Source organism: Kitasatospora albolonga (assembly GCF_039535905.1).
Lineage (GTDB): Bacteria > Actinomycetota > Actinomycetes > Streptomycetales > Streptomycetaceae > Kitasatospora > Kitasatospora albolonga.
In genome coordinates this window covers 55,253-76,716 of sequence record NZ_BAAAYB010000150.1, presented here as the reverse complement: position 1 = coordinate 76,716, position 21,464 = coordinate 55,253, and the positions used below count along the sequence as shown (strand labels likewise).

Sequence of the window (21,464 nt, the reverse complement as noted above, 5' to 3'; positions counted from 1 at the left end):
CCACCACACCCACGGATCCGCCGGACCGGTCGGCCCGGCACCACTCGAAAGGACAACCTCCCATGACGGCAGAGAAGTTCACCGACCCGCTGATCGTGCCGCACGAGTCGGCCCAGGACCGCGACGCCCGCGAGCGCCTGACCAAGCTGCTCGTCGAGACGCCGATCCCGCCGCAGTACCTGATCGACAACCTCGCCGTCTACATGCGCCGCCACCAGCTGGCCGACCTGCTGTCCATGGACCAGCTGTACCGCATGCTGGGCGACGTGCCGGGCACCATCATGGAGTTCGGTGTCCTCCACGGCCGCCACCTGGCCACCCTGACCGCGCTGCGCAGCATCTACGAGCCCTACAACTCGCTGCGCCGCATCGTCGGCTTCGACACCTTCACCGGATTCCCCGAGGACATCGACTCGGTCGACAAGGTCAGCACCAGCGCCGTGCCCGGCCGCTTCGCCGTGCCCGACGGTGAGGTGCAGCACCTGCGCGAGGTGCTCGCCGCCCACGAGGCCACCGAGCCCTTCGGCCACACCCAGCGCTCCTTCGTCGTCCAGGGCGACGTCCGCGAGACGGTGCCGCAGTACCTGGCCGACAACCCCGAGACGATCATCGCCATGGCCTACTTCGACCTGGACCTGTACCAGCCGACCAAGGAGCTGCTCGAGGCGATCAAGCCGCACCTGACCAAGGGCAGCATCCTGGCCTTCGACGAGCTCGCCCACCCCAAGTGGCCGGGCGAGACCACGGCCCTGCGCGAGGTGCTCGGCCTGGACTTCGCGCCGCTGAAGCAGCTGCCCGGCCGTGAGCCGCCGGTGATCTACATGCAGTGGGGTCAGTGACGGCGAGGCGGGCCGCGGGGGCGTCGACGCCCCCGCCCCGGAAACGCGTCGGGTGCCGCAGGCCACGGCCGGCGGCACCCGACGCGCTGTGCGGTACGGCATGCGACACCGGCGATCGGGTGAGGAGGAGGCACCGGTGATATCGGAACAGGCGCGACTGGCCGCGACGGCGGATGCGCGGGGCGGACGACGGGCGGCGGCGCCGGCGGCGCACCGACTGGTCTTCCCCGGGGGCGCGACGCAGGCCGCCGATCCACTACTGGTGGGGCACAAGTTCGCGCGTCAGGCTCGACTGCTGGCCGCCGGGTACCGGGTGCCGGAATTCGTGTGCGTGTCGGTCGAGGCCTTCGACGCGGTGCGAGCCGAGACCGGCATCGGCGCTCCGGCCGTGCGGGATTCGGGGGAGCTGGCGGCCTGGGCGGCGCGGGCCCGTGCCCGGGTGCGCGCCGCCGGGGTGCCGGACGCCCTGGCCGCGGCGCTGCTGGAGGCGTACGACCGCCTGACCGACGATGGTGGCACCGTGATGGTGCGGTCCTGTGCGGTGCCCGCCCGGGCAGGGGCGCACGGCGGCGGGGAGGAGGCGGCCCCGGCCCCGGGTGGCGGCTTCCCGGTGGTCGGGCGCGATGAGCTCGTCGACCGGGTGTCCCAGTGCTGGGCCTCGGCCTTCACCACCGAGCGGGTGCTCGACCGCTTCGCCCGCGGCGGTGACCCGGCGGCGACCCGGATGGCGGTGGGGATCCAGCGACTGGTACGGGCCGAGCGGTCCTTCGTGGCCGTCAGCCGCGATCTCCGCAGCGCCCCGGACACCGCCGACCAGGCTCATCTGGCGGCGGCCTACGGACTGGGCGAGGGAGTGACGGGAGGGAGGGCGGACGTCGACCACTTCTCGGTGGACGTCGGCACCGGCGTGGTCGAGCTGCGCACGGTGCGCAAGACCCGCCGACTGGTGCCCGCCGACACCGGGGGCACCACCGTCGTCGAGGTGCCCGAGGACCTGGCGCACCGTCCGGTGCTCGACGTCCAGACCGCACGCCGGATCGCCCGGCTGGCCCGCGGGTTGGAGAGCCACTTCGGCGGGCCCCAGGAGATCGAGGGCGCCATCACCGCGGACGGCGAGATCCACCTCGTCCAGGCCCGCCCGGCGGTCGTCACCCGGCTCGGGCGGCGCCGGCCCCGCTGAGAGCGGCCGGTACGGGTTCGGCGGGAGCCGAGGCCGTACCGGCCCCACAGTTCCTAGGCCGTGACGACCCTGGTCAGGAACTTCGACAGGTTCACCCGGGTGCGGGTGATCTTCTCCTCCGTGGTGAGGTTCTCCTTCATCCGGATCCCCGACGCGTCCGCGCGCTTCTTCTCCCGGACGTACAGCGAGCAGGCGAGGTCGCTGCAGAAGTACTCGCCGGCCGACACGTACTCGTCGTCGCTGGCCCGGCGCGCCTTACGGGCCGTCATCAGGGATACGCCCGAGGCGACATGCGTGGTCAGGCAGATCGAGCACATGGAGCCGTGGTGGGCGCCGACGGTCCGCTGGGCGAAGCGCAGCGCGACGCCGACGAGCCGGCCGTCGTGCTCGGCGACGATGTAGCTCCGGGTGGGGGCTCCGGGGTCCCGCCAACCCATGAAGTCCATGTCCTCCCAAGGGAGTTCGTCCAGGTGGCGCGGCAGCGCGATCCGGCTCGCTTCCCCCTTGGTGCAGTTGACGAACGATGCGCGGATCTCCGGGTCAGTCAGTGCCTTCATGCTTCCTCACGATAGCGCCCCTGTGTATATTAGGCAAAAGCCAATCCATCCTAGGTATAGGGTCGTGTCCAGCGGATCCCCCGCTCACACCATGGGTGCCCTCACGGCATCCGTCGAGCGCCATACCTGGTGCCGTCCGTCCTGAACTCGGCCGTTTCCGCCGGACTCTGACGACGCGTCACAGGAGAAGCCCGACTCGACCATCCGTCCACCGCGCAGGAAGTACTGATCGTCATGGCTGAGAACTCGCTCGACCTGGCTGCCGTCCGCAACATCGGGATCATGGCGCACATCGACGCAGGCAAGACGACGACCACCGAGCGGATCCTCTTCTACACCGGTGTGTCGTACAAGATCGGCGAGGTCCACGACGGCGCCGCCACGATGGACTGGATGGAGCAGGAGCAGGAACGAGGGATCACCATCACCTCGGCCGCGACCACCTGCCACTGGGAGTTGGACGGCGTCGACCACACCGTGAACCTGATCGACACCCCCGGGCACGTCGACTTCACCATCGAGGTGGAGCGCAACCTGCGGGTGCTCGACGGCGCGGTCACCGTGTTCGACGGAGTGGCCGGTGTCGAGCCGCAGTCGGAGACGGTGTGGCGGCAGGCCGACCGCTACGGGGTGCCGCGGATCTGCTTCGTGAACAAGCTCGACCGCACCGGCGCCGACTTCCTGCGCTGCGTCGACATGATCTCCGACCGGCTGGGGGCGCACCCCCTGGTGATGCAGCTCCCGATCGGCGCCGAGGCCGACTTCCGGGGCGTGATCGACCTGGTGCGGATGAAGGCGCTGCTCTGGTCCCCGGACGCGGCCAAGGGCGAGATGTACGACGTGCTCGACATCCCGGCCGAGCACGCCGAGGCCGCCGACCTGTGGCGCGGCCGGCTGATCGAGGCCGTCGCGGAGAACGACGAGCAGATCATGGAGCTGTACCTGGAGGGCACCGAGCCCACCGTGGCACAGCTGGACGCCGCGGTCCGGCGCATCACGATCGCCTCCACCGGGGCGGGCGGCAGCAGCACCGTCACGCCGGTGTTCTGCGGTTCGGCGTTCAAGAACAAGGGCGTCCAGCCACTCCTGGACGCGGTGGCGCGCTACCTGCCCTCGCCCCTGGACATCGGTGCGGTGGAGGGCCACGCGGTCGCCGACCCGGAGGAGGTCCTGCGGCGCGAGCCCAGCGACGACGAGCCGCTCTCCGCCCTGGCGTTCAAGATCATGTCGGACCCGCACCTGGGCAAGCTCACCTTCGTCCGGATCTACTCCGGCCGGCTGGACTCCGGCAGTTCGGTGCTGAACCCGGTCAAGGGCCGTCGGGAGCGCATCGGCAAGGTCTACCGGATGCACGCCAACAAGCGCACCGAGATCGACGCGGCCGGGGCCGGCGACATCGTGGCCGTCATGGGCCTCAAGCAGACCGTCACCGGCGAGACCCTGTGCGACGAGCGGCAGCCGGTCGTCCTGGAGTCGATGGACTTCCCCAGGCCGGTCATCGAGGTCGCCATCGAGCCCAAGTCGAAGGGCGACCAGGAGAAGCTCAGCGTGGCGATCCAGCGCCTGGCCGAGGAGGACCCCTCCTTCCAGGTCCACGCGGACGAGGAGACCGGGCAGACCGTCATCGGAGGCATGGGGGAGTTGCACCTGGAGGTGCTGGTCGACCGCATGAAGCGGGAGTTCCGGGTCGAGGCCAACGTCGGCAAGCCGCAGGTCGCCTACCGCGAGACCATCCGCAAGGCCGTCGAGCGCGTCGACTACACCCACAAGAAGCAGACCGGCGGGTCCGGCCAGTTCGCCAAGATCCAGATCGCGATCGAGCCCCTCGAGGACGGCGCGGAGGCCACCTACGAGTTCGTCAACAAGGTGACCGGCGGGCGGGTGCCCAAGGAGTACATCCCCTCCGTCGACGCCGGCTGCCGCGAGGCGATGAAGTTCGGCGTCCTGGCCGGCTACGAGATGACCGGCATCCGCGTCACCCTGCTCGACGGCGGCTACCACGAGGTCGACTCCTCCGAACTCGCCTTCAAGATCGCCGGTTCGCAGGCCTTCAAGGAGGCCGCCCGGATGGCCCACCCCGCGCTCCTGGAGCCGATCATGGCCGTCGAGGTCACCACCCCCGAGGACTACCTGGGCGAGGTCATCGGCGACATCAACTCCCGCCGCGGCCAGATCCAGGCCATGGACGAGCGCGCCGGCGCGCGCCTGGTGCAGGCCATGGTGCCGCTGTCCGAGATGTTCGGCTACGTCGGCGACCTGCGCGGCAAGACCTCCGGCCGGGCCAGCTACAGCATGCAGTTCCACGGCTATGCCGAGGTCCCGCGCGCCATCGCCGAGGGGATCATCGCCAAGCTCCGGGGCGAGTGAGCCACCGGTGTCGCCCGCGTCCCGCACCATCGCCCCCGGCGGTGCGGGACGCGGTGCTTCACCGTCACCCCGCCGAACCGGAAGCCTTCCGTCGTCCCGCCCTACCGTCCGCGTCGGGCCGGTCATGCTTGAGGAGCGAACGAATTGGGTGCACGCGTCGGCCTGACCACCAGCCGCATCGTCCACGCCGCGGCCGACCTGGCCGACAGCGTCGGCTTCGCGAACGTCACCATCTCGGCGCTCGCACGCGGCTTCGGAGTCAAGGACGCCAGCCTCTACTCCCACATCGGGGGCCTGCACGAAATGCGCGCCCGGGTGGCTTCGCTGGCGGCCGAGGAACTGAGCAGCCGCCTCGCCGAGTCCATCGCGGGCCGGTCCTCGCCCGGTGACCGCCTCACCGCCTTCGCCCACGCCTACCGGGGCTACGCGCTGCGCCACCCCGGCCGCTACGCGGCGACCCAGTTCTCGGCGGACACCCTCCTGCCCGCCGACACCGGCGGGTTCACCCACAGCACCGGACTGACCTACTCGGTCCTGCGCGCCTACGACCTGCGCGAACCGGACCTGACCGACGCGGTCCGGATGATGCGCAGCGCCTTCCACGGCTTCATCGACATCGAGTCCAGCGGAGGGTTCGGGCACCCGCACGACATCAACGACTCCTGGACCAAGGTCGTCGTGTCGATGCAGCAGATGCTCGAGCGCTGGCCCCGCGCCCGCCGTCCCGAGCCGGAGGCGTAGCGGCCCGGTCTCGTGCCCAAGAGGTCGCACCTTCGAATCCTGCCGTCCCGACCGGCGTTCACGCAGGCCGGAGGCCGTTCTCGCACGGTACGGCTCGGGTGGGGTGCCATTCGGCGAGCAGGATCGTGGCGTCGTCGTCCAGCGGGTCGAGGTGGTGGTCGAGGACGGCGCGGATGAGGCGGCGCAGGGCTTCGGGGGCCGGTTCGTCGGCGGCCAGGGAGCGGGTGACGAGGTCGGTGAGCTGCTGTTCGCCGTAGCGTTCGCCGGTGCGGGAGCGGGCTTCGGTGACGCCGTCGGTGTGGATCAGGATGCGGTCGCCGGGTTCGAGCTGGGCCTGGTGGACGGTTCGGGTGGCCCGGTAGCCGGGGCCGAGGCCCAGGGGCAGTTCACCGGGAGGGGCCAGAGCGTCGGCCACGACGTGGTTGGCGCGGATCAGCAGCGGTGGTGGGTGGCCGGCGTTGATCCAGCTGAGCTGTCCGGAGGTGAGGTCGAGGCGCGCGAAGATCCCGGTCAGGAGCCGGCCCGGCAGCCACTGGTCGAGGTCGGCGTCGATGCGGTCGGTGATGTCGGTGAGGGTGCCGGCGGTGCGACGGGTGGCCCGGCCGCCGGCCAGGGCGACGGCGGAGGAGAGTCCGGCCGCCAGGTCGTGGCCCATGGCGTCGACCACGGTCAGGTGGAGGTGGCCGTCGTCGAGTCCGTGGTCGAAGGCGTCGCCGCCGACTTCGTAGGCCGGTTCGACCACGGCGGTGGAGGTCACCTGCTCGGTGCCGATGGTCTGCGGCGGCAGGAACGCCCACACCATTTCGGCGGCGGTGGTCATCCGCCTGGTCCGGACCGTCCGTGCGTACTCGTCGCTGAAGGCGCTCTTCGACACCACGACCACCGCGACCACCGCGGCGAGCCTGGTGGCGGCCTCCAGCGGCTCCGGGGTGAGACGGTCGGCGGTCACCCGCAGCACGCCGAGGCGGGTGATCCCGTCGAGCAGCGGCACGTGTGCCACCCCGGGCGCGTGCGGCGACACCTGCGGCGTCACGGTCCGGTAGGCCCGCCCGGCCACCGAGCCGTCGATCTCCTGCTCCTCGGGGTTCACGACGGCGGACCGACCCGGTAGGGGCACCAGTCGTTCCTGTTGGACGTCGGCGAGCAGGACGGTCGCGGAGTCCAGACCCAGGTGGCGCGCGGTCTCCTCGACGAGCGCGGCCACGTCCTGGGGCGCCAGGGCGTGCGAACGCTCCAGGAACCGGGCCAGCGCTGACTGCCATCGTCCGGACATTCCGGCACCCACCTGTCGCGACGGAACCTTCCGCTTCGAGTGTGGAGCCGATCAGCGGCCGCCGCCCGACCGTGCGGCAGGAGCGGCGACCGTGAAGGTTCCCTTGGCCAGTCGTCGCCCTCGCCCTGATCGGTCGTCACACCGGGCAGCAGGTTCAGGTCGGCAGGCATGGGTTCGGCGGTCACGGGGCAGGCGCGGCCCGAGGACGCACTGCGGGAGACCGTCCGCGGTGCGGCGAGATGGGAGGCAACACGATGGGAACCGTCGACATCTGGGCGTTCCGTGCCGACTCCGGCCACGTCTCCGGAGCCGACCTGGTGGGCTTCAAGGTCGAGGCGACCGACGGCCACATCGGCAAGATCGACCGGCTCTCCGAGGAGGCCGAGTCGAACTACCTGGTGGTGGACACCGGGCCGTGGATCTTCGGCAGGCACGTCCTGCTGCCCGCCGGGACCGTCTCCCGGGTGGACCTCGGGAACGAGGTGGTCCACGTCGACCGGACGAAGGACGAGATCAAGGACGGCCCTGAGTTCGACCCCCACAAGCACGAGGACGACACCGACTACCGCGAGCGGTACGCCGGCTACTACGGCCCCTTCTACGGCGGTCCGGTCTTCTGACGACCGGTCATCGGAGGCGAGGGACGGCGGCGGTACGGGACCGCTCCGACGGAAAAGAGGACGGCATGAGCGCGAGCGACAAGGTCAAGAACGTAGCGGAGAAGGCGAAGGGCAAGGTCAAGGAGGCCACCGGCAAGGCGTCGGGGAACGAGCGCCTGGAGGCCGAGGGCAAGGTCGACCAGGCCAAGGGTGACCTCAAGCAGGCGGGCGAGCACGTGAAGGACGCCTTCAAGCGCTGACCCGCGGTCACGGGGCCCGCCACCATCCTCGCTCGGATGGTGGCGGGCCCCGTGACCGTCTCGGCGCCGCGCTGTGGTTCCAGGAGCCGCCCGGCGTCCCCGCACTCCGGAGTTGCCATGCCGGAATGCGGGTGCACACTTGAGGGGTGGCGGACAGGCGTGAGCCCCGTACCAGCTGGACGTTCCTGACCCAGCACGCGCGGGTGCTGCTGACGGTCTCGCGCGACCCGGAGGTGCGGTTGCGGGATCTGGCCGCCACGTGCGGCCTCACGGAGCGGGCGGTGCAGTCCGTGGTGTCGGACCTGGAGACGGCCGGCTACCTGACCCGGGTCCGCCACGGGCGGCGCAACCACTACGACGTCGTCCGGCACATGACCTTCCGTCATCCCGCCGAGGCACGTCACGAGATCGCCGGACTGCTGGAGCTGTTCGACGATTCCGGCCACGGTGGTCCTTCTGCTCCGGTCCGGCTCCCTCTCCCTCCCGGTGGTGACCGAGATGAGCGTGACGAGCACCTCTGACCTCGCCCGGCGGGCCCGGCAGCACACGGGCGGACCCTGCCGGGGCCGATCCGGTGGAGCACGGCCCGGCCCCGGCACGGCGCCGACTCGTTCCTTGAGGGGAGCGCGCTGATGGACCCCTCGCACATCACCCCGCACCCCGAGGGCTGGTCCCCGCCGCTCCAGTTGACGATCACCGAGGACAGCACCGCCGACGGCACCACGGTCGTGCACCTCGCCGGGGAGATCGACCTGGACGAGGGGGCCGCGCTGGAGGACGTCCTCACCCGGGCCCTGGAGGCCCGGCCGTCCCGCCTGGTCGTCGACATGAGCGGGGTCGGCTACTGCGACTCGGCCGGCCTCAACGCCCTGCTGAAAACCCGCACGGCCGCTGCCGCCGCCGGAGTCGACCTTGTGGTCGCCGGGGTCGGCGAGCGCATCGGCCGGCTGCTCTGGGCCACCGGCACCACGGACGTGTTCACCATCACCGAGACCGTCGAAGCCGCCCTCGCCCACGGCCAGGAGGAGTGAGGGCCGCGCCCCGCTCCCGTCGTGGTGAATGCCGCGCGCGAGCGACCGCATCGCCGGAGTCGGCCGTGCCAACCGCTGATCCCGGCTGCTCCGGCGGGCTGCGCACCGCTGGGGCGGATCACCGACCGCGGCCTGATCGAAGCCGAACTCCCCAGCGGCATGCCGGGGTTGCGGGTGACCGCTGCGCGAGGCGAGCGAGCGGTTCGACCTGTGGGGGTACCGCCGGGCCGGATCCTGCGGAACGTGTTGGTCGCTGCTCACGGCACTGCCTCGCCAAACGGGTCGCCGGGCGCCTGCCCGGCCGGGGCGGGGTTCACCCCGGGCAGGGCAGGGCGGAGCGGATGCCGGCCGGACGACCGCGCGCCGATGTTTCCTCGTCGTCGATCCGGAAACGCGCCAGGCATGGACATCAAGGACTTCGCACTGCAGACCCAGCTCGCCGGAGCCGGCGGCAGCGCGCTGTGGCTGATCCTGGCCGGCGTGCTGATCGTCGTCGTGATCCTCTCCGCCTTCGTCCTCGGCCAGCGTCGCAAGGACCGTGAACCGCCGCCCACCGGCCTGCACCGGCGGGGTGGCCGACGCTGACGCACCTGCTCAGGTCCGCCACCCGTACGTAACGGGTGGCGGACCTGAGCAGGTGCGTCAGCGTCCGGGGTGTTCCGGGAGAAGGACTCACCAGTAGTGGTTGCGGCCGCCGACCGCGTGGCCCAGGGCTCCGGCGATCCACAGCACCAGGCCGATGACGACGAGCACCAGGCCGATCGTCCACAGGATCGAGATGCCGGTGACGAATCCGATGATGAGCAGGAGCACTCCAAGGAGGATCATGGTTGCCTTCTCCGGTCGAGGACTTGTGTCCGTTCCCCCGCTGTGTGGTGCCGTCCGCCGTCAGGGCAGGGGAGTGGCGGGCAGGCAGGTGTGGCCGTTCGGCCCGGTAGCGGTGGCCAGCACGTGGGCGATGCCGTCCGCGATGTCGACCCGCAGGGCCCCGGCCGCGAAGACGGGCCGGCCCCACTCGCTCATCTCGCCGGTGGCGTGGACGATCACCGCCTCCTGAGGGCGGTGCGAGCCAGGCCGGCCCGGCAGGGTGATCACGTAACGCGTCGGGACGTCCACGGCCCTCACCGACCGTGCGACGGTCGGCCGCCGGTGGTCGCGAGCGCGGCGAGGAGGCGCGAGCGCGCTTCCCACCACCGTCCGCCGCCGGGGGGATGGGCGTGCCCCCGAGGTGGGAGGCGGTGCACCGGCCGGTGCTCGTGCGGGGCGCGCGAGGCCGAGCTCGCGGTTCGTGCCGTGTTGGACGGCTTGGACATGGTCGGACCCCCTCTCGGAGGGGAAAGCGGTCCGGTCACAACCTGCCCGGCTTCGGCTGCGGCAATCAGCCGGCGAGAGTCCGAGCCTTCACCCCTCCGGGACGGTTCCGCCCGAAGGGCCCGTCGGTGGTTCCGCCCGCCACCGGCGCGGGTCGTCCAAGGCTGGACCTGGCAGGTGCCCGCTCGCCCGCGACGGTGCGTGATTCCAGGGTCGGCCGCCGTCCCGCCCCGACATCCCTGGCGGGCAGGCAGCGCTCCCCGAGACCGGCGGCCAGTGTTTGTCACCGCGCAGCCCGGGCAACCGCTGCCTGTCACTCCTTTCCACCCGGCCACCAGGGCGGCCGCGGAGCAGACCAGGTCCGCCCGCGCGGCTCGTCCCCGGAGGCTCACCGTGGCCGTGCAAGCCCGCACCCGGCTCCGCGCCGACCCGGTACCCGACCGTCCCCCGCAGCCGGCGGACTCTCCCCGGCGCCGCGCCGGCGCGGCACTGGTGCCCACCCTCGGCGTCGAGGAGGAGTTCCTGCTCGTCGACCCGGACTCCCGGGCCCCGGTCGCCCGGGCCCCGGAGGTGCTGGCCGGCGAGCACGGACTGGGTGCGCTGCTCCAGGCCGAGTTCTACACCTGCCAGCTCGAGGTCTGCACCGAACCGGTCCTCACCCTGCCCGACCTCCGCGCCCAACTGCTGCGGCTGCGCGACTCGGTGGCACAGGCCGCCGCCGACTCGGGCTGCCACGTCATCGGCTCGGGCTGCGCCCCGCTCGCCGCCACCACCCCGGTCCCGGTCACCGACACCCCGCGCTACCGCCTGATGGCCCGTCACGTCGGCTCCGTCGCGGACCACCGCACGGGTACCGTGTGCGGCTGCCACATCCACCTCGGTGTCCGCGACAAGCCCGAGGCCCTGCTGCTCGGCGCCCACCTGCGGCCCTGGCTCCCAGCCCTGCAGGCCCTGGCCGCCAACTCGCCCGTCTGCCAGGGCAAGGACAGCGGCCACGCCAGCTGGCGCGCGCTCTGCTGGGCCCGCTGGCCCACCGTCGGCCCCATCCCCGTCCTCGACGCCGCGGCCTACGAGGCCCTCGCCGACTCCCTGGTGAGCTCCCGCCTGCTGCTCGACCGCCGGATGATCTACTGGTACGCCCGCCCCTCCGAGCACGTGCCCACCTTGGAGGTGCGGATCGCCGACGTCAGCGCCGACCCGGACACCACCGTGCTGCTCGCCGGCCTCACCCGCGGCTTGGTCGCCCGGCTGCGCCGCGACGTCCTGGAGGGCCGCCCGGTCCCGGCCGTGTCCGACGCCCTGCTGCGGGCCGCGCACGGCTGCGCGGCCCGCGCCGGTCTCGCGGGCGAGGGCCTCGACCCGCAGTCAGGCAGGACGGTGCACCAACGGCACCTGCTGGACCGCCTGGTCGAGTACGCGGGCCCCGGGCTGGCCGCCGCCGGAGACCTGACCACGGTCACCGCCCTGCTGGAGCGGACACTGCGCGAGGGCACGGGCGCCGAACGGCAACGCGCAGCACTCGGCCGACGCGGCCGCGCCGAAGACGTGGTGGACTCCCTCGCGGCCACCTTCACCGGCCACGCCTGAGAGCGGCCGCGTTCGAGAGGCGGCCCGCGTTCGAGAGGCGGCCGCGCCGCCCTCACCGGCCCTTGCGGCGCAGCACACTCACCGGCAGCAGCACCCAGCACAGCGCGAACCAGGCCGCCACGCCCCCGGCGATCGCCCAGGAGGCCCAGCCCAGCCCGGCCACCCTGAGCAGCAGGACCAGGGCCGCGCAGACCGTGACGGCCAGCAGCACCAGACCGAGCGAGACCAGGCGGGCGGCGGCGTCGACCATCCGGGCCTTGACGTGCTCGCCGGCCAGCAGCCGGTGGTAGGAGACCGGGGCGATCAGCGCCCCGACGGCGAACGCCCCGAGGGTCACCACCGTCGCGTACAGGGCCCGCTCGAATCCGTCGATGGTGGCGAAGCGCGGGGTGAAGGCCACGGTGAGCAGGAAGCCGAACATGATCTGGGCACCGGTCTGGGCGATCCGCACCTCCTGGAGCAGCTCGTCCCACCGGCGGTCCGCCCGCTCCTCCGCCGTCTCGTCGCGCCCGCCGTCACGGCCGCCCGGCTGCTCCTTCACCGCAACCTCACCCGCCCTCACCTTCCTTCGGCGGCCCACCCGGCGCCTGCGGGGCGTCGCCCGGGATCTCGGCCCACACCGTCTTGCCGCCCGGCACGGCCATGGTGCCCCAGCCGCGGCTGAGCAGGTGGACCACCTGCAGGCCGTGCCCGCCGGGCCGCCCGGGGGAGGCCGGCCTGCGCTGCGGAAGGCCCGGGCCGGAATCGGTCACCTCGATGCGCAGCGCCCCGTCGTCCAGCACCGTCAGCCGCAGCAGGCCGGGCCCGCCACCGTGCAGTGCGGCGTTGGCGACCAGTTCACCGGTCACCAGCACCGCGTCCTCGCAGACCGGCTCGGGCACCGAGGCGACGACCAGGGCACCGCGCACCGTACGGCGCGCCACCATGACCGGGTGCGGTTCCGCCGCCAGATCGACCTCCACCGGACGCACCGAAGGCGTTCCGGCCGGCCGGGACGAAGCCGTGGGATCCGAAGCCACCTGCTCTCACCTCACCCCGCTCTGGCCACTGCCGCGATCACTCTCTGCCGTGCGCCTGCCCGGACAGGCGCGGTCCATCCCCAGGAGCGGCCACCAGGTAGGCACATCATCGGGCCTGCGGTGATTCCCCGCAGCCCAACCGGGCAGGAGCAAGGACGGGGGTCTGCGGAAGGAAGACCTGATGGCACCCGAGATCATCGCGAACCCGAGCACGGTCAGCACCGGTGACGCCCGCGAGCTGTCCAGGGAGCTGTTCCGCCGACTGGCCGAGGCCGAACCGGGCAGCGAGACGTACTCCTACGTCCGCGGCACCCTGATCGAGCTCAACATGTCCCTGGTCCGCTTCGCCGCGCGCCGCTTCCGCAGCAGCCACGAACCGATGGAGGACATCCTCCAGACCGGCATGGTCGGACTGATCAAGGCCATCGACCGCTTCGACCCCGACCGGGGCGTCGAGTTCGCCACCTTCGCGCTGCCCACCGTCCTCGGCGAGATGCGCCGCTTCTTCCGCGACACCACCTGGGCCGTCCACGTCCCCCGCAGCCTCCAGGAAGCCCGGCTCGCCGTCGCCCAGGCCACCGACGAACTCGAACAGACCCTCGGCCGCCCGCCCGACAACACCGAACTCGCCGCACACACCGGCCTGACCGAACAAGGCGTAGCCGACGGCATCGCGGTCGCCACCGCCCGCACCGCCGGCTCACTCGACGCCCACACCCCCGGCGACAGCGAAGACGAGCACCCCGGACCTCTCGACCGGCGCCTCGGCCACGAGGACCCGTCCTTCGTCACCGTCGACGACATCCAGTCCCTCAAACCGCTGATCGCCACCCTGCCCGAACGCGAACGGGCCGTCCTCGCCCTGCGCTTCACCGGCGACCTCACCCAGGCCGAGATAGGCCGCCGCCTCGGCCTGTCCCAGATGCACGTCTCCCGCCTCCTCAGCCACACCCTCACCGACCTGCGCGCCGCCCTCACCGGGTGAGGCCGCCCGGCCACCGGCCGGGCTCAGGTGCGCCGGTGACGACGCAGCCCCCGCAGGGTGACGGCCCGGCGCGCCGCCCACACCACACCGACAGCGGCCAGCGCCCCGGCCGGCACGAGCCCGCCCTGACCCAGCGCCCCGGCCGCCACGAACGCGCCCACCGATGCCACGAGCAACGCCATGGCCAGGACCACGGTCATGCGGACGCTGCACCACACCGACCAGCACGGCCCGGCCCGCCACGTCCGCAGCCGACGCTCCAGTTTCCGGTCCTGGCGCAGCCCGGCCTCGATGTCGACCAGCATCTTCTTCTCCCACCCGGAGAACCTCGCGCTCATCTGCGCTCACCTCACCGCACCGGCAGCCGCGTAGCCAGGCGTCTTCCCCAGGACGTGGCAGACATGCCGTCCCGCGGATCGGTACCGCCCCGACCAGAGGCGACGGCCCGAGACCGCCATCGCGCCTCTCCGCTGCAGGCCGGCGTCGAACGAGGGTCAAGTCCCTTGCCTGCGAGGGTGGTTAGGCCCTGATCCGTGGCGGCCCGGACCGGTGGCGGCGAACTCAGGGCCGTCACGCCCCGTCTTGAGCTCCTCGTGGACCGGCGGCGGAGCGCCCTCGGCGGTCATCCGCGCTTCCGGGGTCTCGGACGGTCGGACTCCGTCGGCCAAGACTCCGACCGAGGCGGCGCGCTGATCCACGGCCAGGGACGGGTCGGTCGAGCGGTGGGCCAGGTGCCCGCCGAGCGCGCCGACCAGAGCCACCACGCCGTTGCCCGCCAGGCCGTAGCCGATGCCACGCGACACGCAGGAGATCCTCGCGCGGGTACGGGCACACGGTGACTGCTTGTCCCGCCTTGGCGGCCTGGTAGCTGGCCTGGATCGCGCGTATGGCGTCGGCCCTGAGCGGTGACTTCGACCGACGACCGGACGTGCTGGACGTCCCCCCTGCGCGGCGGAGGTGGAGCGCCCCGGCCGCAGGTGCCGGCGACGACGAGGTAGTCGCCTCCGCACGGGCTGAGGTAGAGCGGTGCCGAGCGTGGCTCGGCACCAGCTCGGCCAGTCCCCCCGCGAGAGCGGAGGTACAGCGGCTGGCAAGGCCAGCGAGCTGTTTTCAACACGAGCCCGCCAGTTGAGTGACCGTCAGGTGTGGCCAACTCCCGCCATGTGCGGTCGATTTCTGCCAGAACCGCTGCGGATTGATGACAGTCACTCAGGGTGATTGGAGGGGCGGGCATTTCGGGCCACTGTGCCCCAATTCAAAGGGCACTCGTGGTGAGTTGGTCCCAAAGTGGTCCCAAGCAGCATGCGAACCGAATCGCCCGGTCTCGGATCGACTGTCACGCAAAAGGCCGCTGGCCTGGGATTTCTCCCGGCCAACGGCCCATCCGACTTGCGTCGGGACGACAGGATTTGAACCTGCGACCCCTTGACCCCCAGTCAAGCGGCTTATCTAGGATGCTGGTTGAGTGGCTGCCGGCGAGGCGGGTTTTTCTTAGTCAAGTATCTTCAGGGGTACGGGAGTTGATGGTTCGGCATGCTCGCCAGGTAGTGCTATGGCTGACGGAGGCCCAGCTGTTATATTGTCCCACTTTGTCCAGATCGGCTCAACCGTGCGGAATCCTCGCGCAGCGGCGTGGTCCCAAAGTGGTCCCAGAGGTAGCGTGCCGTCTGCAGTCACTGCCTGCGATGACGTGCCGCAGGCGCACCCCCAAGGGGGCGTCTGGTCCCTACGCAGGCGGGGCATCGTCGCCTTCTGGCACCGTGAGTGGGTGCAACCACCAGTGTGCCGAAGGGCGGACAGGGGGCATGACTGCAGTCCCGAAGGTTGACTGCCCGCTTGGCGGTGACGGTGCCTCTGCTGGTGGCTGGTCAGTCTGCTCTCAGGATCCGGGAGATGTAGATCGTGGGAGGGTCGGTCTGCTCGTTGACCGCGTACTCGACCAGGCCGACGTCGTGTCGCAGCGGGGCTGAGTGCATCCCGGGCCGGCCGGGCACGGGCATGCTCAGGTACGGGAAGGCGTTCTCGCGCAGGTCGACGAGGAACGCCACTGTCGCGGAGAACACCTCGGCCGGGGTCTTCAGGTCGCTGAGGAGCTCTTCGACGGCCGGGGACAGGGTGATTGGGTCGTCTTCGACGTGCTCGCCTTCGTCGTCCCAGGAGTCGCTCACCGGTTTCCCAGCCGGCGTAGGACCTCGGAGGCCGGGGCGCCGGGTGCGGTGCCGGTCTGGATGGCGGCGTGGATCCGGTCGCCTTCGGGGTCGCGATAGAGCTCGGCGCGCAGCCACCAGCGGCGCAGGACGCCGCCGATCGTCTCGTCGGTGGCCTCGCCCATCTCGCGGTAGAACTCCATCCGCTGGGCCGGGGGCAGGGCGGCGGCGACGCCGTCCTGGGTGCGGGGGATCGGCTGGGTGCCGTCGTGGTGGCCATGCAAGGGTGCGGCGCTCACCGTGCCTCCGGAGCTCTGGTGCGGGCAGGTCCGGGACCAGTCTCCCTCACCGGTGAGTGTCTGTGCGACGTTCACTTCCGGGAGTCGGTTAGCGCTCCGCACCCCGGTTCTCAGCAAGCGAGGTCGAGGCCGACCAACGGGTCCGGGCTGGGTGGCCTCGCTGTTCGGGTGGGCCCAGGTTGGCAGGACTGCTGTGCTAACCCTGTGGTCAGTGTCCCGCGCCGCAGCCCGAAGCCTTGAAGCCGGGACACGCGTAGTTGGTGGTCGATACCCTGGGCGGGTGACTGCCCCTGCATCACCCGATCCGGATACCCCCGCCACCAGCCGTGAGCAAGATGCCGTGCGGATCTTGCTGCTCATTAACGGAGCCAGCGAGAGCCCCAACTCGGTGGAACTGAGTGACCCTGGCCTTGCCGAGGCAGTGGGTGTCGTCCGCTCCCAGGTCAGGCTCCAGAAGCTCGACTTCTGGCTGCGCAACCCCGACTACCTGGCGGACGAACTGCTCACCGACTTCGAAGCGAGCGGAGAGCTGAGGCTGCTGCAGCTGGCCGGAGAGATCCTGGACTCGGAAGAGCCGGAAGTACGCCGGTATCCGATGCTGCGTCATCACTTCGGTGCCTACGAGCCGTTGGATGACGCGCTCGCGGTACTGCGAAGCGCCGGCCTCATCGCCCGAAGGCGCCGAGGGACGGTCGACCGCGTGCGCCAGCACGACTACTACCTCCTGAAGGCCGGTGAGCAGGTGGCAGGGCAGATCGTCCACGACGCCCCTGCGTTCAGCTACTACGTCGACCGGGTCGCGCTCGTTGTCGCGCTGGCAGACGGGCTAGGTGGCACCGACCTGAAGAACCGGCAGTACCTGCAGCGGGAGTACGCCCAGGCCGCGCGAGGCACGCGCATCGGCTCGGTTAGCGCCCGCGCACGGGCTCGGCTCGCCCAACTGAGAGAACAACACCAGACCGAACAGGACGCGGGAGACCAGTGACGAACGCCGAGAGGCCCCTCGACGCGAGGATCGCGGCAGCCGCGGATGAGCCTGTTGAGAAGGTCCGGGACGTTTTCCGGACCTACGCGCTGCCACTCACCCACACACCGGCCCGGCCGCGTGGGCTGCGAGTCCACCGGCTCAGGATCGCCGGCATCCGAACGGGCGCTCTTGAGCCCGGTCCCTTCGACACCACGCTCCCCTTTCCCGCGGGACTCACGGCTCTGGTCGCCTCGAACCTGAAGGGCAAGACGAGCGTCCTGGAGCTGATCACCTGGTGCCTGAGGGGGACGCCGCGGGATCTGCAGAGCGGCGTGCGCCAGTGGATTCGGGAACTGGACCTCGACGCCGTCGTGGCGGGCCAGCCGGTGGGGTTCCGTCTGGACATCACCGATGGCGAAGTGGTCTCCGGCCTGGTCCTGACCGGCCCCGACGTGAGCAGCCTCAGCTCGGCGCGCCGCCCCGATCCGGCGCGCGATGTGACACCGCTTATCCGGGCGAGCAACGAGGACAGCTTCGCCGAGCAGGTCCAGGGGTTCATGATGGGCAGACTCGACCTCCAGCCCCTGGTCAACAGCCACAACGAGACCAGTACCCAGACCCACGGGTGGCCGTCGTACTACGGCGCCATCTACGTGCCTGCCGGCGGCGACAAGGTGCTCCTCGGAGACCAGACGTTCGGCGGGCTCGCCGGCCGTCTCCTCCAGGTGTTCCTTGACCTGCCGGCTGCTGCCGCACTGACACGGGTCAAGACCGCATACGACCTCAGAGACGGCGCGGCCAAGCGCCGCCGTTCCAGCGAGGAGAGCGCATACAGCGCTCGCAAAGCGGAACGCGAGCAGGTCGAGGTCGATCTCGCCGCCGCGCGCATCCGGCTCAGGGCGCTCCCGCCCCTGGACGAGCACGAGTCCCTCACCGAGCTGGCCGCCGAGGCCGCCCGGCTCGCCCGCGCTGTCGCCGACGCCCAGGAGACCTGGGAAGAGCTCATGCGCGTTCACCGGAGGAACCGCAGCCACAGGCAGCGCGAGGAGAAGCGCCTCAACGACGTGGCCGAGAGTGTCACGGCCCGGCTCCTGTTCCACGGGCTGGACCCCAAGGCGTGCCCGCGGTGCGACCAGGCGATCGCTGAGGACCGGCGCCTCGAAGAGCGCGACAACCACTCCTGCGCTGTATGCGCGAGGCCGGTCACCGGGGACGACGAAAGCCCTGAAGAGGTCACGGCGGAGGCACAACAGCGGCTCGCCGAGGCCAATGACGCGGAGACCGGGGCGCGTGAAGCTCTTGAGAAGGCCGAGAGCGAACTCGCCCGCCTCACGGCTGCCCTTAGGGCCGTGGAGGAGCGCCTGCGGCGCGCCCAATCCGTGACGCAGCTTCCGCAGCGCCTGGCGGCACAGGAGGCGGTCCTGCGGCTGGAGGGTGCCCTGTCCGTGCTCCCCGAACCGCCCGGCATCGTGGACGATCCGGACGAGATCACGACGATTAAGGTCCTCAAATCTGGCGCCGAGGTCCTCGAAGCCGAGACCAAGGATGCGGCCAGCAGGCTCTTCCAGGACGTCGACAACGAGATTGCCCAGCTGGGACGCCGCTTCGGAATCACCTCACTGGAAGCTGTGGAGATCAACCGCGCAGCCCGGCTGAAGGTCATCAAGGACGGTGGTGTGTCGGACTACTTCAGCAAGCAGAGCCCTGGCGAGCGGCTCCGCTTGCGCATCGCCGTGGTGATCGCTCTCCTGCGCGTGGGTGCGGCCCACGGCATCTCGACACACCCCGGACTCCTGATGATCGACAGCCCCAAGGCTGAGGAAGTACAGGACCTCGACGCCCACACCCTCCTCCAGGAACTAGCCGCGCTGGCGGAGGAGAACCACCTCCAAGTCCTGATCACGACCGTAGACTCCGACCTCGTCCACGACGTGCTGAACGACGACGGTCACATCATCGAGGCCCCCGAGGGCAGACCCATGTGGTGACCACACGACGACGTCCATCGAAGGGAGAGGAGCCATGCAACTTGCAGACCGGCTGAACGATCTTGCGGCCTCGGGCCACGAGATCAGCTTCGACAGCATCGGGCTTCCACCCGAGGTAGTGCTCGCCGAGGTCGCGGATGTCGCTGCAGGCCCCCAGGCGCCGCTGCTTGCCGAGGCCGTCACCCACGTTTTCGACCATAGCGAGCAGGGCTGGGCGGAGGCTGCTGCGCAGTTCCCGGTCGGGTTCGCCAGACAGCCCAGCTTCCTGCACACGATCGCGGCCCTGGAGCAGCTCTTCAACAGCACTGCGACCATCCAAGGACTCGCCAAGCCCCTTAACGGTGCCCTCCTGGCCGGCCTGGACCAGCTGGTGAGCACGAGGCCCATGGTCGCCGCGGCGCGACTGGAAGGGGCAGTCCGCCTCGCGGTGTCCGATGCCGTCAGCCCGATCAAGGTGTGGGGAGCAATCGAGGACCTCGACGGTGCCGATACTCCCGAGGACTTCGCAGAGCGCCTTCCTCGCATCATCGGCCTGGGGCTGGACCGGTGGTCGAATGACGAGCAAGCCATCACCGAGACTCTCCGTGGCCTCCTGGGGAGGCTGTCCGAGGGTGGGGCAGGAGACGTCGACGCCTTCGTTGAACTGGGCTACGACAGGCTGCGTTCGGCGCTGGCCTCCCGGACCGTCGCCGACGTGAGCCAGAACGTGGAAGCCGCCCTCGCCTGGTTCAGGACGGCGGACGCCGCCGAGGAAGCCCGCCACGACGCGCAGGCGTACGGGGCGGTGTGCGAATGCCTTCTGGCTTTCACCGCGGGACGGACCGACGATCTTCGCGGGGCGGTTGGCCGACTGGACGCCGCCCTGGAACAGCAGAGCGCATGGAATTGGGGAATGCACCAGCCTGCCTGGATGAAACCCCAGGCGGTAGCAGACGTGGCTTGGGGGCATCTGGTCCTGCAACTGCAGCGGGCCGCCGAACTCCTCCAGGACGACGTGTGGATGGAGCCGTGGGAGGCCCTTGACCATGTGCTGAGTGCCTACCAGTCGGTTCGCACGGTCTGCCCGATTGGAGCCCGCAGCGGCAGCGGTCTGGCGATGCTGGTCGAGCCCGCCGTCGAGGACGCGTTCCTGCGGCAGCAGGCACTGCTCGGCCAGTTGCGTCGCGCCGTGGCGAGCCCGGAGCGGCACCCGGGCGCAGGGCTCGACCAAGCGACCGCCTCAAGTCTGCTCGAACGCCTCGACCAGCAGGTGATCCTCTCTTCCGCACGAGCACGGCGGGAGAGCGGAACGGATTCCTCGAGTAGCTCTGGCGAGGACGCAGAAGCCGACCAGGAGCGCGCCCATAGGTTCGCGCCCACCGCAGTGAGGAAACTTGGGATCGGCTTCACGGCCGGCCTCGCGGGAAAGGTCAGCGACGACGAGCTGAAGACGATCGACGGCCTCGCCTACATGGACGACCTCACCCGGCTTCGACAATCGGACCCGCTGGTCGTACCCCTGCTCGGGAAGATCATGGACGAGCTGAGCTCCTTCCCGGACTTCATAGGGGAGACCCGCAGAACCTTCGGCATCCTCGTTGAGCAGACACTTCTGTTTCTGAAGGCCACGGCCGACCTCGACAGTTCCAGCACCTTCGGTGACGGTCGGTACGATGCCAAGGGCAAGAAGGTCAAGATCCGCGACTACCGCCGCCGGTTCGACAAGTCCCAGGGCGACCTCGTGCCGCTGGAGGAGGACCTGCAGCAGCACTTCCACTACTGGCTTCTCAGCGGCCAGATCAGCAATCTCGTCCAAGTCGAGCCAATTAACTCGGCGTTGGGGCGCGCCGACGTCCTTGTCCACTTTGGATCGCGCCAGTACCTGACGGAGATCAAGAAGAACCACACCAGCAATGACCGCGCCTACCTGGAGCGGCACTACCTGGCGCAGGCTGCCGAGTACAGCAACACCAACGTTCCCTTCGGCCAGCTTCTTGTCCTCGACCTCACGGAAAAGGAAAAGGTAGGAACACCTCGCGTCGACGAGCTGACCTGGGTGGCGACGCACCGCCCACCCCAGACCGTAGTTGATCGAGCTGTCGTGGCCGCTGTAGTAACTGGCAACCGCCACACACCGAGTGACTTCTCCTAGCGGACAGACAGGGTCCTATTCGCTGCCCTGCTGTCGCACTTGATCACTGCCACCTAACGTCCCAGGACTGGCGGAGCCAGGCTGCAACGGCTGATCTTTTCGTGCTGGCAGCCCCCTTGATGAGACGACACCCGTCAAGGGACCGTCGCAGGCCACCGGTGTTGACGGGGGAGTTGGGGTCGT

The 21,464-nt window shown here is 70.6% G+C and carries 24 protein-coding genes and 1 pseudogene; 14 read left to right on the top strand and 11 right to left on the bottom strand.

Annotated elements, in window-relative coordinates; genetic code table 11:
• Positions 1-62 precede the first annotated feature (62 nt).
• Together ABD946_RS37995 and ABD946_RS37990 are read left to right on the top strand one after the other, a co-directional pair.
• Positions 63-839, top strand: a complete 777-nt coding sequence (locus tag ABD946_RS37995; RefSeq protein ID WP_270147342.1) for a class I SAM-dependent methyltransferase — start codon at positions 63-65, stop codon at positions 837-839.
• A gap of 136 nt (positions 840-975) precedes the next feature.
• The gene (locus ABD946_RS37990) at positions 976-2,019 is read left to right on the top strand and encodes a PEP/pyruvate-binding domain-containing protein (protein ID WP_345290314.1); all 1,044 of its coding nucleotides are present in this window, start codon (positions 976-978) and stop codon (positions 2,017-2,019) included.
• Between the two features lie 53 nt (positions 2,020-2,072).
• Here ABD946_RS37990 and ABD946_RS37985 read toward each other — a convergent pair whose 3' ends face one another.
• Positions 2,073-2,576 carry an FBP domain-containing protein gene (locus ABD946_RS37985; protein WP_345290313.1) on the bottom strand — a complete coding sequence of 168 codons (504 nt, stop codon included), beginning with the start codon at positions 2,574-2,576 and terminating at the stop codon, positions 2,073-2,075.
• A gap of 234 nt (positions 2,577-2,810) precedes the next feature.
• Here ABD946_RS37985 and fusA point away from each other — a divergent pair, with 234 nt between their 5' ends.
• Positions 2,811-4,943 carry an elongation factor G gene (fusA, locus tag ABD946_RS37980; protein WP_345290312.1) on the top strand — a complete coding sequence of 711 codons (2,133 nt, stop codon included), beginning with the start codon at positions 2,811-2,813 and terminating at the stop codon, positions 4,941-4,943.
• 144 nt (positions 4,944-5,087) lie between these two features.
• Positions 5,088-5,684: a TetR/AcrR family transcriptional regulator gene (locus ABD946_RS37975; RefSeq protein WP_345290311.1), complete on the top strand. Its 597-nt coding sequence runs from the start codon at positions 5,088-5,090 to the stop codon at positions 5,682-5,684.
• Positions 5,685-5,742: 58 nt separating this feature from the next.
• Here ABD946_RS37975 and ABD946_RS37970 read toward each other — a convergent pair whose 3' ends face one another.
• Positions 5,743-6,957 (bottom strand): PP2C family protein-serine/threonine phosphatase, encoded by a 1,215-nt coding sequence (locus tag ABD946_RS37970; protein WP_345290310.1) that lies wholly within the window; start codon positions 6,955-6,957, stop codon positions 5,743-5,745.
• A gap of 254 nt (positions 6,958-7,211) precedes the next feature.
• Here ABD946_RS37970 and ABD946_RS37965 point away from each other — a divergent pair, with 254 nt between their 5' ends.
• The 5 genes from ABD946_RS37965 (at position 7,212) to ABD946_RS37945 (ending at position 9,432) form a co-directional block, all read left to right on the top strand.
• Positions 7,212-7,577, top strand: a complete 366-nt coding sequence (locus ABD946_RS37965; RefSeq protein ID WP_345290309.1) for a PRC-barrel domain-containing protein — start codon at positions 7,212-7,214, stop codon at positions 7,575-7,577.
• Positions 7,578-7,642: 65 nt separating this feature from the next.
• Positions 7,643-7,816, top strand: a complete 174-nt coding sequence (locus tag ABD946_RS37960; protein ID WP_345290308.1) for a CsbD family protein — start codon at positions 7,643-7,645, stop codon at positions 7,814-7,816.
• Between the two features lie 146 nt (positions 7,817-7,962).
• Positions 7,963-8,337, top strand: coding sequence for a helix-turn-helix transcriptional regulator (locus ABD946_RS37955; RefSeq protein WP_345290307.1), 375 nt, complete (start codon positions 7,963-7,965; stop codon positions 8,335-8,337).
• A 111-nt stretch (positions 8,338-8,448) separates the two neighbouring features.
• A complete protein-coding gene (locus tag ABD946_RS37950) occupies positions 8,449-8,847 on the top strand; it encodes an STAS domain-containing protein (protein WP_345290306.1) in 399 nt (132 codons plus the stop codon).
• A gap of 402 nt (positions 8,848-9,249) precedes the next feature.
• The gene (locus ABD946_RS37945) at positions 9,250-9,432 is read left to right on the top strand and encodes a DUF6479 family protein (RefSeq protein WP_345290305.1); all 183 of its coding nucleotides are present in this window, start codon (positions 9,250-9,252) and stop codon (positions 9,430-9,432) included.
• Between the two features lie 87 nt (positions 9,433-9,519).
• Here ABD946_RS37945 and ABD946_RS37940 read toward each other — a convergent pair whose 3' ends face one another.
• Positions 9,520-9,675, bottom strand: coding sequence for a DUF6131 family protein (locus ABD946_RS37940; protein ID WP_345290304.1), 156 nt, complete (start codon positions 9,673-9,675; stop codon positions 9,520-9,522).
• A 60-nt stretch (positions 9,676-9,735) separates the two neighbouring features.
• The gene (locus ABD946_RS37935; RefSeq protein ID WP_345290303.1) at positions 9,736-9,963 is read right to left on the bottom strand and encodes a DUF6296 family protein; all 228 of its coding nucleotides are present in this window, start codon (positions 9,961-9,963) and stop codon (positions 9,736-9,738) included.
• A 588-nt stretch (positions 9,964-10,551) separates the two neighbouring features.
• Between ABD946_RS37935 and ABD946_RS37930 the strand changes: the two genes are divergently transcribed.
• A complete protein-coding gene (locus ABD946_RS37930) occupies positions 10,552-11,745 on the top strand; it encodes a carboxylate-amine ligase (RefSeq protein ID WP_345290302.1) in 1,194 nt (397 codons plus the stop codon).
• Between the two features lie 52 nt (positions 11,746-11,797).
• On the opposite strand, the gene ABD946_RS37925 is transcribed toward ABD946_RS37930, so the two are convergent.
• Both ABD946_RS37925 and ABD946_RS37920 read right to left on the bottom strand, forming a co-directional pair.
• A complete protein-coding gene (locus tag ABD946_RS37925) occupies positions 11,798-12,286 on the bottom strand; it encodes a DUF6328 family protein (RefSeq protein ID WP_345290301.1) in 489 nt (162 codons plus the stop codon).
• Positions 12,287-12,293: 7 nt separating this feature from the next.
• A complete protein-coding gene (locus ABD946_RS37920; RefSeq protein WP_345290300.1) occupies positions 12,294-12,707 on the bottom strand; it encodes an ATP-binding protein in 414 nt (137 codons plus the stop codon).
• Between the two features lie 238 nt (positions 12,708-12,945).
• Between ABD946_RS37920 and ABD946_RS37915 the strand changes: the two genes are divergently transcribed.
• Positions 12,946-13,749: a SigB/SigF/SigG family RNA polymerase sigma factor gene (locus ABD946_RS37915; RefSeq protein WP_345290299.1), complete on the top strand. Its 804-nt coding sequence runs from the start codon at positions 12,946-12,948 to the stop codon at positions 13,747-13,749.
• Between the two features lie 23 nt (positions 13,750-13,772).
• Here ABD946_RS37915 and ABD946_RS37910 read toward each other — a convergent pair whose 3' ends face one another.
• The 5 genes and pseudogenes from ABD946_RS37910 to ABD946_RS37890 all read right to left on the bottom strand — a co-directional run bounded on the left by ABD946_RS37910 (position 13,773) and on the right by ABD946_RS37890 (position 16,195).
• On the bottom strand, positions 13,773-14,087 hold the full coding sequence (locus ABD946_RS37910; RefSeq protein ID WP_345290298.1) for a DUF3040 domain-containing protein: 315 nt from the start codon (positions 14,085-14,087) through the stop codon (positions 13,773-13,775).
• Between the two features lie 156 nt (positions 14,088-14,243).
• A complete protein-coding gene (locus ABD946_RS37905; protein WP_345290365.1) occupies positions 14,244-14,552 on the bottom strand; it encodes a hypothetical protein in 309 nt (102 codons plus the stop codon).
• Between the two features lie 31 nt (positions 14,553-14,583).
• A pseudogene (locus tag ABD946_RS37900) lies at positions 14,584-14,796 on the bottom strand (hypothetical protein); the annotation flags it as partial.
• Between the two features lie 821 nt (positions 14,797-15,617).
• The gene (locus ABD946_RS37895) at positions 15,618-15,917 is read right to left on the bottom strand and encodes a hypothetical protein (protein ID WP_345290297.1); all 300 of its coding nucleotides are present in this window, start codon (positions 15,915-15,917) and stop codon (positions 15,618-15,620) included.
• Positions 15,914-16,195 (bottom strand): hypothetical protein, encoded by a 282-nt coding sequence (locus ABD946_RS37890; protein WP_345290296.1) that lies wholly within the window; start codon positions 16,193-16,195, stop codon positions 15,914-15,916. The genes ABD946_RS37895 and ABD946_RS37890 overlap by 4 nt, the downstream gene beginning before the upstream one ends.
• 280 nt (positions 16,196-16,475) lie before the next feature.
• Here ABD946_RS37890 and ABD946_RS37885 point away from each other — a divergent pair, with 280 nt between their 5' ends.
• The 3 genes from ABD946_RS37885 to ABD946_RS37875 are packed head-to-tail and all read left to right on the top strand — an operon-like array spanning position 16,476 to position 21,281.
• A complete protein-coding gene (locus ABD946_RS37885) occupies positions 16,476-17,180 on the top strand; it encodes a hypothetical protein (RefSeq protein ID WP_345290295.1) in 705 nt (234 codons plus the stop codon).
• A complete protein-coding gene (locus ABD946_RS37880) occupies positions 17,177-19,150 on the top strand; it encodes a hypothetical protein (protein ID WP_345290294.1) in 1,974 nt (657 codons plus the stop codon). The genes ABD946_RS37885 and ABD946_RS37880 overlap by 4 nt, the downstream gene beginning before the upstream one ends.
• A gap of 34 nt (positions 19,151-19,184) precedes the next feature.
• Positions 19,185-21,281, top strand: a complete 2,097-nt coding sequence (locus ABD946_RS37875) for a hypothetical protein (protein WP_345290293.1) — start codon at positions 19,185-19,187, stop codon at positions 21,279-21,281.
• The last annotated feature ends 183 nt before the right edge of the window (positions 21,282-21,464 follow it).

Coding starts and splice junctions, on each gene's coding strand:
- ABD946_RS37995 (WP_270147342.1), top strand. CDS start 63: ATGACGGCAGAGAAGTTCACCGACCCGCTGATCGTGCCGCACGAGTCG.
- ABD946_RS37985 (WP_345290313.1), bottom strand. CDS start 2,576: ATGAAGGCACTGACTGACCCGGAGATCCGCGCATCGTTCGTCAACTGC.
- fusA (WP_345290312.1), top strand. CDS start 2,811: ATGGCTGAGAACTCGCTCGACCTGGCTGCCGTCCGCAACATCGGGATC.
- ABD946_RS37970 (WP_345290310.1), bottom strand. CDS start 6,957: ATGTCCGGACGATGGCAGTCAGCGCTGGCCCGGTTCCTGGAGCGTTCG.
- ABD946_RS37965 (WP_345290309.1), top strand. CDS start 7,212: ATGGGAACCGTCGACATCTGGGCGTTCCGTGCCGACTCCGGCCACGTC.
- ABD946_RS37960 (WP_345290308.1), top strand. CDS start 7,643: ATGAGCGCGAGCGACAAGGTCAAGAACGTAGCGGAGAAGGCGAAGGGC.
- ABD946_RS37950 (WP_345290306.1), top strand. CDS start 8,449: ATGGACCCCTCGCACATCACCCCGCACCCCGAGGGCTGGTCCCCGCCG.
- ABD946_RS37945 (WP_345290305.1), top strand. CDS start 9,250: ATGGACATCAAGGACTTCGCACTGCAGACCCAGCTCGCCGGAGCCGGC.
- ABD946_RS37940 (WP_345290304.1), bottom strand. CDS start 9,675: ATGATCCTCCTTGGAGTGCTCCTGCTCATCATCGGATTCGTCACCGGC.
- ABD946_RS37915 (WP_345290299.1), top strand. CDS start 12,946: ATGGCACCCGAGATCATCGCGAACCCGAGCACGGTCAGCACCGGTGAC.
- ABD946_RS37910 (WP_345290298.1), bottom strand. CDS start 14,087: ATGAGCGCGAGGTTCTCCGGGTGGGAGAAGAAGATGCTGGTCGACATC.
- ABD946_RS37875 (WP_345290293.1), top strand. CDS start 19,185: ATGCAACTTGCAGACCGGCTGAACGATCTTGCGGCCTCGGGCCACGAG.